Origin of the sequence: Rhizobium sp. YTU87027, assembly GCF_050644135.1 — a bacterium.
In the GTDB taxonomy this organism is placed as follows: Bacteria; Pseudomonadota; Alphaproteobacteria; order Rhizobiales; family Rhizobiaceae; genus Rhizobium.
The window spans coordinates 1,672,845-1,682,103 of sequence record NZ_CP098440.1 but is presented as its reverse complement, the minus strand read 5'-3'; the positions used below and the strand labels follow the sequence as shown (position 1 = coordinate 1,682,103).

The 9,259-nt window shown below is 60.2% G+C and carries 12 protein-coding genes; 8 read left to right on the top strand and 4 right to left on the bottom strand.

Translation table 11 applies throughout. From position 1 onward, the window contains the following. Positions 1-221: 221 nt before the first annotated feature. Both NBG89_RS08520 and NBG89_RS08515 read left to right on the top strand, forming a co-directional pair. Positions 222-1,148 carry an ABC transporter ATP-binding protein gene (locus NBG89_RS08520; RefSeq protein ID WP_431322450.1) on the top strand — a complete coding sequence of 309 codons (927 nt, stop codon included), beginning with the start codon at positions 222-224 and terminating at the stop codon, positions 1,146-1,148. Continuing rightward, positions 1,145-1,906: an ABC transporter permease gene (locus NBG89_RS08515; RefSeq protein ID WP_088694346.1), complete on the top strand. Its 762-nt coding sequence runs from the start codon at positions 1,145-1,147 to the stop codon at positions 1,904-1,906. Before NBG89_RS08520 ends, NBG89_RS08515 begins: the two co-directional genes overlap by 4 nt. A gap of 26 nt (positions 1,907-1,932) precedes the next feature. Here the strand turns inward: NBG89_RS08515 and NBG89_RS08510 are convergent, their stop codons facing one another. Genes NBG89_RS08510 through NBG89_RS08500 form a run of 3 tightly spaced genes read right to left on the bottom strand, consistent with a single transcriptional unit; the run spans position 1,933 to position 3,647 of the window. Next, the gene (locus tag NBG89_RS08510) at positions 1,933-2,634 is read right to left on the bottom strand and encodes a TIGR02281 family clan AA aspartic protease (protein WP_431322449.1); all 702 of its coding nucleotides are present in this window, start codon (positions 2,632-2,634) and stop codon (positions 1,933-1,935) included. Beyond that, positions 2,631-2,846, bottom strand: coding sequence for a DUF1289 domain-containing protein (locus tag NBG89_RS08505; RefSeq protein ID WP_431322448.1), 216 nt, complete (start codon positions 2,844-2,846; stop codon positions 2,631-2,633). The genes NBG89_RS08510 and NBG89_RS08505 overlap by 4 nt, the downstream gene beginning before the upstream one ends. An 18-nt stretch (positions 2,847-2,864) precedes the next feature. Continuing rightward, positions 2,865-3,647, bottom strand: a complete 783-nt coding sequence (locus NBG89_RS08500; protein WP_431322447.1) for an adenosylcobinamide-GDP ribazoletransferase — start codon at positions 3,645-3,647, stop codon at positions 2,865-2,867. 139 nt (positions 3,648-3,786) lie between these two features. Here NBG89_RS08500 and cobT point away from each other — a divergent pair, with 139 nt between their 5' ends. The 4 genes from cobT to NBG89_RS08480 all read left to right on the top strand — a co-directional run bounded on the left by cobT (position 3,787) and on the right by NBG89_RS08480 (position 6,367). Further along, positions 3,787-4,803 (top strand): nicotinate-nucleotide--dimethylbenzimidazole phosphoribosyltransferase, encoded by a 1,017-nt coding sequence (gene cobT / locus NBG89_RS08495; protein ID WP_431322446.1) that lies wholly within the window; start codon positions 3,787-3,789, stop codon positions 4,801-4,803. A 120-nt stretch (positions 4,804-4,923) separates the two neighbouring features. Continuing rightward, a complete protein-coding gene (locus NBG89_RS08490) occupies positions 4,924-5,304 on the top strand; it encodes a diacylglycerol kinase (RefSeq protein WP_088694341.1) in 381 nt (126 codons plus the stop codon). Positions 5,305-5,732: 428 nt separating this feature from the next. Continuing rightward, positions 5,733-6,068 carry a hypothetical protein gene (locus NBG89_RS08485; RefSeq protein WP_431322445.1) on the top strand — a complete coding sequence of 112 codons (336 nt, stop codon included), beginning with the start codon at positions 5,733-5,735 and terminating at the stop codon, positions 6,066-6,068. A gap of 161 nt (positions 6,069-6,229) precedes the next feature. After that, a complete protein-coding gene (locus NBG89_RS08480; RefSeq protein ID WP_431322444.1) occupies positions 6,230-6,367 on the top strand; it encodes a hypothetical protein in 138 nt (45 codons plus the stop codon). A 4-nt stretch (positions 6,368-6,371) separates the two neighbouring features. On the opposite strand, the gene NBG89_RS08475 is transcribed toward NBG89_RS08480, so the two are convergent. Beyond that, positions 6,372-7,907, bottom strand: coding sequence for a sensor histidine kinase (locus NBG89_RS08475; protein WP_431322443.1), 1,536 nt, complete (start codon positions 7,905-7,907; stop codon positions 6,372-6,374). A 106-nt stretch (positions 7,908-8,013) separates the two neighbouring features. On the opposite strand from NBG89_RS08475, the gene NBG89_RS08470 reads away from it, so the two are divergent. Both NBG89_RS08470 and NBG89_RS08465 read left to right on the top strand, forming a co-directional pair. Continuing rightward, positions 8,014-8,550: a thermonuclease family protein gene (locus NBG89_RS08470; RefSeq protein ID WP_431322442.1), complete on the top strand. Its 537-nt coding sequence runs from the start codon at positions 8,014-8,016 to the stop codon at positions 8,548-8,550. After that, positions 8,544-9,194: a uracil-DNA glycosylase family protein gene (locus NBG89_RS08465; protein ID WP_431322441.1), complete on the top strand. Its 651-nt coding sequence runs from the start codon at positions 8,544-8,546 to the stop codon at positions 9,192-9,194. Before NBG89_RS08470 ends, NBG89_RS08465 begins: the two co-directional genes overlap by 7 nt. The last annotated feature ends 65 nt before the right edge of the window (positions 9,195-9,259 follow it).

Below are 9,259 nucleotides of genomic sequence, written 5' to 3'. Positions count from 1 at the left end.
CGGAGAGCGCTTGCTTGCCTCGCCGTCTTTATGGATGAGAAATATCACCGGCTGATGACATCTTGCCGCCGCCAGGTTTTCCACAGGCCCGGACGGTTTTTTCTTCGCGCGCGTTTTCACACAAGTGAATACTCTGTTCATCTGTATCGGGATGTCAAAACTACCCGAAGCGGCTATATAGCGCCCAGCAACTTCCGCCGCAGATGTCAGAAGAGCCCTTTATGGCCCCGATCATTTCCATCCGAAATCTCACCAAAACCTATGCCAACGGATTTCAGGCACTCAAGGGCATCGACCTCGATGTCGAGCGAGGCGAGATTTTGGCAATGCTCGGGCCGAACGGCGCTGGCAAGACGACGATGATCTCGATTGTTTGCGGTATCGCCAATCCGAGTGGCGGCACGGTCATCGTTGCCGGTCATGACGTGGTGAAGGATTTCCGGGCGACGCGCTCCATGATCGGTCTCGTCCCCCAGGAGCTAACGACGGACCAGTTCGAGACCGTTTGGAATACCGTCAGCTTCTCGCGCGGACTGTATGGCAAGCGACCCAATCCGGCGCATATCGAAAAGGTGCTGCGCGATCTGTCGCTATGGGACAAGAAAGACAACATGCTGCGGCAACTGTCTGGTGGCATGAAGCGGCGCGTGCTCATCGCCAAGGCGCTGTCGCATGAGCCGGAAATCCTGTTTCTCGACGAGCCCACGGCGGGCGTGGATGTGACGCTGCGGAAGGATATGTGGCATGTGGTCGAGAAGTTGCGCAAGGCGGGCGTGACGATCATCCTGACCACGCATTACATCGAGGAGGCGGAAGAGATCGCCGACCGCGTCGGTGTCATCAATGGCGGGCAGCTGCTGTTGGTGGAAGAGAAGACGGCCCTGATGGCGAAGCTTGGCCGCAAACAGCTCATTCTGGAACTGAACGAGCCGCTACAAGCGCTGCCGGAGTGTTTTGCCGGCAACGGCCTCTCGCTCGCCGCGGACGGCAGCCGCCTGATCTACGATTTCGACGCACAGAATGAACAGGAGAGCGTTGCCACACTGCTGACGCGCCTCGGTGAGCAGAACATTCACTTCAAGGATCTTTCGACGCAGCAGAGCTCGCTGGAAGACATCTTCGTGGCGCTCGTGGGAGGAGCGAAATGAACGTCGAAGCCATCAAATCCATCTATTTCTTCGAAATGGCGCGGACGCGCCGGACGCTCCTGCAAAGTGTCGTTTCGCCGGTCATTTCGACATCGCTCTATTTCATCGTCTTCGGCGCGGCGATCGGTTCGCGGATCCAGGAGGTGGAGGGCGTGTCCTATGGCGCGTTTATCACGCCAGGGCTGATCATGCTGACGCTGCTTGGCCAATGCATCAGCAACGGCTCCTTCGGGATCTATTTTCCGAAGTTCACCGGCACGATCTACGAGGTGTTGTCGGCGCCGGTGGCAATGACCGAGATTTTGCTCGGCTATGTCGGGGCGGCAGCAACAAAGGGGCTGATGATCGGGGTGATCATCCTGCTGACGGCGAACGTCTTCGTGGAGGTGAGGATCGAGCATCCCGTGATGATGGTGCTGTTCTTTCTGTTGACGGCCATCACATTCAGCCTATTCGGCTTCATGATTGGAATCTGGGCGACCAACTTCGAGCAGTTGAACCTCATTCCCATGCTGGTCGTGCCGCCGCTGACCTTCCTTGGCGGCAGCTTCTATTCGATCAGCATGCTGCCGCCGTTCTGGCAGGCGGTGAGCCACTTCAACCCGGTGCTCTATCTGGTAAGCGGTTTCCGCTGGAGCTTCTTTGGCATCGCCGACGTCAATCCGCTGGTAAGCCTTGGGATGATCTCACTCTTCCTCGTGCTTTGCCTCGGGACGCTGGGCTGGATCTTCCGGACAGGCTATAGGCTGCGGAGCTAAACGCGGATCGGCGGGGCGCGCCGGCCTCAGTCGCGCATCCGAAGTTCGTCGGTCTGTATCTGCAACGAGCCGAGAGTAGACAGGAAGCTCATGCCGAGGAGGCTCTGATCGAGCTTGCCGTCCTGCGCGACGCTGGCAGGAACGTTGTGGCGGATGATCGGGCCGATCGCGACCTCGGAGAGCGTCACGTGGGCGGCACGGGCGCGGCCATTGGCCGTCATGACGCTCATCGTATAATCGAGGTTGTCGGGCATGATGCCCACTCGCTCGGCATCCTGGCGGGACAGCGCGATCATGCTGGCGCCGGTATCGACCAGCATCGAAATGCTCTGGCCGTTGATCGTGACATAGGCCTCGTAGTGCCCGTTCAGGAGCTTGTGAAGGATCACCTCCTGACCGCCCTCGCTGGTGGTCACGACCACGGCGCGGCCCGGCACGAGGCCGGCGAGCAGGCGGTTGCCGACGCCAAGCGCCTCCTGTCGGTAGAGATAGACGGTAGCGAGGCCGAGGATCAGGACGAGCCAGATCATCAGGTTGCGCAAAGTCTCGCTCGCGCTGGTGCGCCGCGCCCAAATGCCCGCGGCCAGCATCAATGCGATAGGAAGCAAATAGACAAAACGGCCGAAATCGTCGGTCCGCATACCGAAGATGCGGCTCGTGTCGTCGCTGAAGATGAGGACCGCGAGACCCAGGCCAAGGACCGCAAGGACGATCGTCAGACGGTTCATACATGCTGCTCCGCGCCGGCCTGGGTGGTCGGCTGTAATGGTATCGTCAGTCCGCTCGCGGCAAGTCGCGCGGGCAACAAGGTCATCAGTCGCCGGCGCTCCTCGTCGGAGAAGGATATCCAACCACCGATCTCCGGGAGCGTGCGGCCGCAACCTATGCACAGGCCGGTTCCCGGGTCGATCGAGCAGACATGGATGCAGGGTGTTTGCATGCAATCTATATCGAGATTTCACAAAGCCATGGCAAGGGCGCAGAGGGCGGCGATTTCCGAAATCTGCTGGGTCGCGCCAAGCGTGTCGCCCGTGTGCCCGGCCAGTTTGCGACGGACGATGCGGGTGAAGGCCATGGCGGATAAACCACAGGCGAGAAGGGCACAGACGAGGGGCAGGAGACCGAAGCTCGGCCAGAGCATCAGAGCAGACAAGAGGCAGCCGGAGACGAGCGCCATATGCATCGCGCCTTCACCCGGCTGTCCGGCCGCCGCGGCGACGCCATCGGGTTTGGCCGGCGGCAGCCGATGCCAATGCCAGACGATCGCGGCGCGGCTGATGCAGGCAATCGCCGGGATAGCAAGCGCTGCGGCCAGGGGCGGCGCTGCGCGCGCGATCGCGGCGAGTGCCGCCGCTCGAAGCGCGAACGACAGGATCAGCGAGATCGCGCCATAGGTGCCGATGCGGCTGTCCTTCATGATCGACAGCGCATGATCGCGGTCGCGCCCACCACCGAGGCCGTCGGCGCAGTCGGCAATGCCGTCCTCATGCAGCGCGCCGGTCAGTGCCGCCTGGACGGCAAGCGCGCAGAACGCCGACATCAGCCGGTCGGCGTGCAGGCCAAGCATGAGCAGGAAGACTAGAGCGGGCAGGAGTGCAATGAAAATGCCTGCCGTGGGGAAGGTGCGGGAGGCTCTGTCCAGCTTGCCGTTGAAGCCGCCGAAGGCGAAAGACGGCATCGGAATGCGGCTGAGGAAAGCAACGGCACGAGCAAGGTCGGTCGCATAATTTCCGATGTACATTTTTGACCCTGACTCCGCGACCATATGCAGCGCTTTAGGAGTTGTTCGCCTCGGCGCCTGCCTTTAAGAGAGTGGCGACGAAAGAAGCTGATTTGCAGCAAAAAAACAAGTTACCGACCAAGACAAGGAAACCGCATTCATGAGCGTTTCAGGCATGCCATTCGACGATTTTCGGGCACTTCTACGCGATCTGCCGGGACCGGATGCCAGGGCGCTGGCGGCCGCGCGCGAGCGCGATGCACAGTTGACGAAGCCGCCCGGCGCGCTCGGACGACTCGAGGAAATCGCCTTCTGGCTCGCAGCCTGGACGGGCAGGGTGCCCGCGGTCAACCGGCCATTGGTGGCGATCTTTGCCGGCAATCACGGCGTCACCAGGCAGGGCATCACGCCGTTCCCGCCCAGCGTGACGCAGCAGATGGTCGAGAATTTCGCGGCTGGCGGCGCCGCGATCAATCAGATCTGCGTGGCCTATGACCTCGGTCTGAAGGTCTTCGATCTGGCGCTCGACTATCCGACGGGCGACATTACCGAAGAACCCGCATTGTCCGAGCGTGACTGTGCGGCGACCATGGCGTTTGGAATGGAAGCAATTGCTGGCGGCACCGATCTTCTTTGCATCGGCGAGATGGGGATCGGCAACACCACGATCGCAGCGGCGATCAACTACGCCCTCTACGGTGGCACGGCGCGTGATTGGGTTGGTCCGGGTACGGGCTCAGAAGGCGACATGCTGGAGCGCAAGATCGCGGCCGTCGAGAGAGCGGTTGCGCTGCACAGCGATCATCTGGGCGATCCGCTGGAGATCATGCGCCGTCTTGGCGGGCGCGAGATTGCGGCGATGGCCGGGGCGATCCTTGCGGCGCGTGTCGAGCGGATCCCAGTTCTGATCGACGGCTATGTCGCGACCGCCGCCGGCGCCATCCTGAAGGCTGCCAATCCCTCAGCGCTTGATCACTGCCTGATCGGCCATGTCTCTGGCGAGCCGGGACATTTGCGGGCAATCGAGATGCTCGGCAAGACGCCGCTTCTGGCGCTTGGCATGCGGCTCGGCGAGGGGACGGGCGCGGCCCTTGCGGCCGGGATCGTCAAGGCAGCCGCCGCATGCCATTCCGGGATGGCAACATTCTCGCAAGCAGGCGTCAGCAACAAGCATTGAGCCTTCAGGCTCGTGACAGGTTGATGACAGAGTTCTTGCCGCGGGGACCGTGAACCGGTATTCGCAATTTCTGACCGATGGCGGCAATGGCCCGCCATCGAAGGACGACGAGGGCACTTGATGAAACCTGCCGTGACAAAACTCACCGGCATCAGCCACTTCTTTGCAGCCGCCAGCTATTCGCTGGGCGGTTTCAGGCGGCTTATCAAGGAGGCCGCGTTCCGGCAGGAACTGCTGTTTTTCGCGGTTTCGATGATCCTCCTGATCGCCGTTGGCGCCACGTTGGCGGAGATGATGATTGCGACCGTGCTGTTTCTCGCGCTCTTCGCCGTCGAGGCGCTGAACACCGCGATCGAGGAGGTCATCGACAGGATTTCGCCGGAGATCTCGATGGTCGGGAAGCACGCCAAGGATCTCGGCTCCTTCGCGGTCGTCTGCATGATCGCGGCGTGCGGTTTGTTCCTGCTGTTTACGATCGGGAAGCATCTGCTGTTTGGCTAACGGCACCGCAACCAGCAGTGGCTTTTTGTTGTGTATATAGCCATTATACACCTTGCAATTGCATTCGAAATATGACCATTCCATCCCCGGGCGGAAAGTGGGGGATGCAATGGCGACCTAACCGGAAAAATCGGACCAATATTTTGGCGAGCGGTTCGAAGCCGCAGAACGCAACAGGCATGCCGTCCTACTCCTCAAAGCGGGGTTGGGCGCAACGGCGGCAGCATTTGTCGGCGCGGGTATGGCGCAGGCAGATGGAATTCTCGGTGGTTTCGGGGTGGGCGCGCTCATCGTTTTGGCGGGAATCGCGGTCGGAGGGTTCCTAGGCTTTTTGTTTTCCGTCCCCCCGTGTTTTGGTGAGAGACAATCCGGCGACCCTAGCTGCTGCTACGGCGTCAACAAACACGCCTGCAAATCCGAAGGCCGCGGTGCTCGACTATCAAAATGCGACGTTGCCTGCAGCCGGAAAAGAGCGGCTTCTCGGATCCAATACCAACCTCGAACGCATCTCCGAGTGGCTGACGACGATGCTCGTTGGTGTCGGCCTCACCGAGGTTGACTCGCTGGGTGATCGATTTCGCGATTTTAGTGATTTCCTGGCAGAAAGGGTAATGATCTTCAGAGATGGATCGTCGTCTGCGGGATTCTGCCAGCAGTGGGGCCGTTTCTTCTGGTCGCGGGCTTGGTCAGCGGCTTTAGATTCTTCTATTTATATACTCGCATCGATCTCTCACCGCTGTTCCTTTACGTTGAAAAAATACTAACTGATCCTGGGGCCGAACGGCTGAAAGAGGAAATGGTGAACGAGGTCAAGAAGGTCGCCACATAATACTGGTTCTTGATGGTTGCTGCCTGTGGTCAAAAGCATCACTATTTGCCGAACGACGCATCCCCCGATGAGCGACGGATTGCGCGAGATGCTGTCTTGCACGCTGCGCGCAAGGCGGTCGAGCTCAGCGAAGCTGCGAAACGGGCTCTAAAAAACTTGACTGATCCGACCAGCATCGACAATGACCTGCAGGACTTCGAAGATGATCCGGATTTCAACCGGATCGTCGACTAGACTTTTATGCAAAACTCCGGCGCCTGCGGGAAACCGCGGGGGCATCCTCGACGGCCGGGACGGTCTGCAGCACACGTTTGGCGGGCAGGATGGCGATGACTTCTGTGCCTTCGCGCAGCTTCGACTTGAGGATGAACTGGCCGTCGTGCTTGGCGAGGATCGCCTGAACAATCGGCAGGCCGAGGCCGGTGCCTTGTTCGGCGCTCTTGATCGCAATCGAGCCCTGGCCGAAAGCAGAAAGAACAACCGGGATCTCTTCTTCAGGAATCCCGGGACCGTTGTCCTTGATCGAGATGTATTGGCCACCGCCTGCGGTCCAGCCGACCTTGACGTGGATTTCGCCGGCTTGCGGCGTGAACTTCACGGCGTTCGAAAGCAGGTTGAGGATGACCTGACGCAGCGACTTCTCGTCTGCCCAGACGGCCGGCAATTCTGGCTCGAACTGCTGGGAGATGGTGATGTTCTTGCCGCGGGCTCGCAACTGCACCATGCCGATGCAGTCTTCGGAGATGTTCAGCAGCGAGATTGCCTCCTCGCTGAGCTCGTACTTGCCGGCTTCGATGCGCGAGAGATCGAGGATCTCGTTGATGAGGTTCAGCAGATGTTCGCCCGATCGGTGGATGTCGCCGGTATATTCCTTGTAGGTCGGATTGTTGAGCGGCCCCATCACCTCGGCGGACATGACCTCGGAGAAGCCCAGGATGGCATTAAGCGGCGTTCTCAGCTCATGCGACATGGATGCGAGGAAGCGGGACTTTGCAAGGTTTGCTTCTTCCGCCCGGCGGCGGGCTTCATCCGACATGGACTTTGCGACTTCCAGCTCGGCGATCAGATCGTCCTTCTCGGCCTGGTAGGCGAGGATCTTGAGGTTGGACTGGAACAGCCGGTCGCTGATGTAGTTGAAGAGGATGACCGTCGTGGTGAAGACGGTCGTCAGGCTGATCTCGAGCATTTCGCGGGAGAGGCCGGCCTTGGCAATCAGTCCAAGAACGACGGGTGCGAAGGTAATGAGCACCGACGGCGTCAGCATGAAATTCGACATCGCTGTGATCGAAAGCGCAATAAGCAGCGTGGCGCCCTTGTAGAGCAGAAAGCTTGAGGGCTCGCAGGCGGTGCAGTCCTGCAGGGCGAACACTGCCCAGCAGCAGCCGACCATGAATTGCCCAAGCAGGAGAACGCGGCGCCATTTGCGCGCCGTCGTCGCATTGATTTCCTGGCCTCTGGCCCGGCGCGCGAGAAATACATTCGTGGCATGGCCCGTCAGCGTCAGCAGCGCCCACAGGAAGATCTGGGTGTTCTCAGTGAAATAGACGCCGAGAGCGGCGATGATCGTGACAAAGAGTGGGACGATCGATGCGCCCTGGAGGACCGCATTGATGTACATGACGAGCACGTCGCGATCGAATGCGCCGCTTCCGGCGTGGCTCGACTGGAGGCGCTCCCGCGTCAGCCGGACAGCCTTCGACACTGGCTTGTTCCGGTGACTGCGTGACTTGTCGACGATGTTCTTATCGGTCGATGTGCTAACGCCAGTACTCATTGTGTACGTTGAAACTTGATCCGCGGGTGTCTACACCCTAAACGGCAATTCTTAAGATGATGTTAGCCATCTTTGCCAAGGATTTGTTTTTTAAGGAGGCGAAAGCGTGACGCGCGGTTGGCGAGTGATGCGCGACGGCGTGACAGCGCTGGCTCTGCTGGCATTTCTGTGGCTGATCGCGGCCAAGCTGAACGACAGGGCCGAGACGAACTATGTCGGCCAATTTCATGCTGTTGACGGCGATAGTCTGAATCTCGGCAGCGAGCGTATGCGGCTCTACGGCGTCGATGCCCCCGAGCTCACCCAGACATGCGAGCGGGAAGGCGCTCGATGGGCTTGCGGTCAGGAGGCGAAGAAAGCGTTGCAAGCGCTTGCTCGACCTGGCGATACGCGCTGCGGTGGAACCGAACGGGATCGTTTCGACCGCATGCTGGTGATCTGCCATGCCGGCGGCATCGACCTGAACGCGGAAATGGTGCGCAAGGGCATGGCAGTATCCTACGGTGCTTACCGTGATGAGGAGACGCAAGCAAAGGTCGAGAAAGTCGGGTTGTGGGCGGGTGCGTTCGAAATGCCCCGCAGCGTGCGCGACCACGCGCCGCGATCGGATACCCGCGGCATCATGGGGCTGCTCGGATGGTGAGCGGGAAGGCTCCGCCAGACGAGCAGGCGCTCGATATTCTCCGGCAGGAAATTGCGGCCTGTCGCATCTGTCGGGATACGCCGCTTGGCGGCGCGGACGCTCGCTTGCCGCACGAGCCGCGGCCGGTCGCGGTGATATCGTCGATGGCGAGGATATTGATCGCGGGGCAGGCACCAGGTCTTAAGGTTCACGAGACTGGCCTGCCATTCAACGATGCATCCGGCGATCGCCTGCGGGACTGGCTGCAGGTCGATCGAGAGACGTTCTATGACCGCGACTGTTTCGCCATCGTGCCGATGGGCTTCTGTTTTCCCGGTTATGATGCCAAGGGCAGTGATTTGCCGCCGCGGCGCGAATGTGCACCGCATTGGCGGAGCAGGGTCATTTCGGCAATGCCGCAGATCGAGCTTATCCTTGCAGTCGGCCAGTATGCGCAGGCTTGGCACATGCGCACGGAACGCCGCCAAAACATGACCGAGACGGTGCGGGCTTGGCGGACGACGCTTTCACCGACACATCTGCCGTCAATTCTGCCGTTGCCGCATCCGAGCTGGCGCAACACCGGTTGGATCAAGCGCAACTTATGGTTCGAGGAGGAGTTGCTGCCTGTGCTGCGGGAACGGGTCGGCGCGCTGCTGCGCTGAAAAAAAATTCTTTTAACCTGCCGGAATCGCGCTATACAGAGAAAATAAATTCGAAGGGGCTTTTC

Coding starts and splice junctions, on each gene's coding strand:
- NBG89_RS08500 (WP_431322447.1), bottom strand. CDS start 3,647: ATGTACATCGGAAATTATGCGACCGACCTTGCTCGTGCCGTTGCTTTC.
- NBG89_RS08490 (WP_088694341.1), top strand. CDS start 4,924: ATGAAACCTGCCGTGACAAAACTCACCGGCATCAGCCACTTCTTTGCA.
- NBG89_RS08520 (WP_431322450.1), top strand. CDS start 222: ATGGCCCCGATCATTTCCATCCGAAATCTCACCAAAACCTATGCCAAC.
- NBG89_RS08465 (WP_431322441.1), top strand. CDS start 8,544: ATGGTGAGCGGGAAGGCTCCGCCAGACGAGCAGGCGCTCGATATTCTC.
- NBG89_RS08475 (WP_431322443.1), bottom strand. CDS start 7,907: ATGAGTACTGGCGTTAGCACATCGACCGATAAGAACATCGTCGACAAG.
- NBG89_RS08515 (WP_088694346.1), top strand. CDS start 1,145: ATGAACGTCGAAGCCATCAAATCCATCTATTTCTTCGAAATGGCGCGG.
- NBG89_RS08510 (WP_431322449.1), bottom strand. CDS start 2,634: ATGAACCGTCTGACGATCGTCCTTGCGGTCCTTGGCCTGGGTCTCGCG.
- NBG89_RS08505 (WP_431322448.1), bottom strand. CDS start 2,846: ATGCAAACACCCTGCATCCATGTCTGCTCGATCGACCCGGGAACCGGC.
- cobT (WP_431322446.1), top strand. CDS start 3,787: ATGAGCGTTTCAGGCATGCCATTCGACGATTTTCGGGCACTTCTACGC.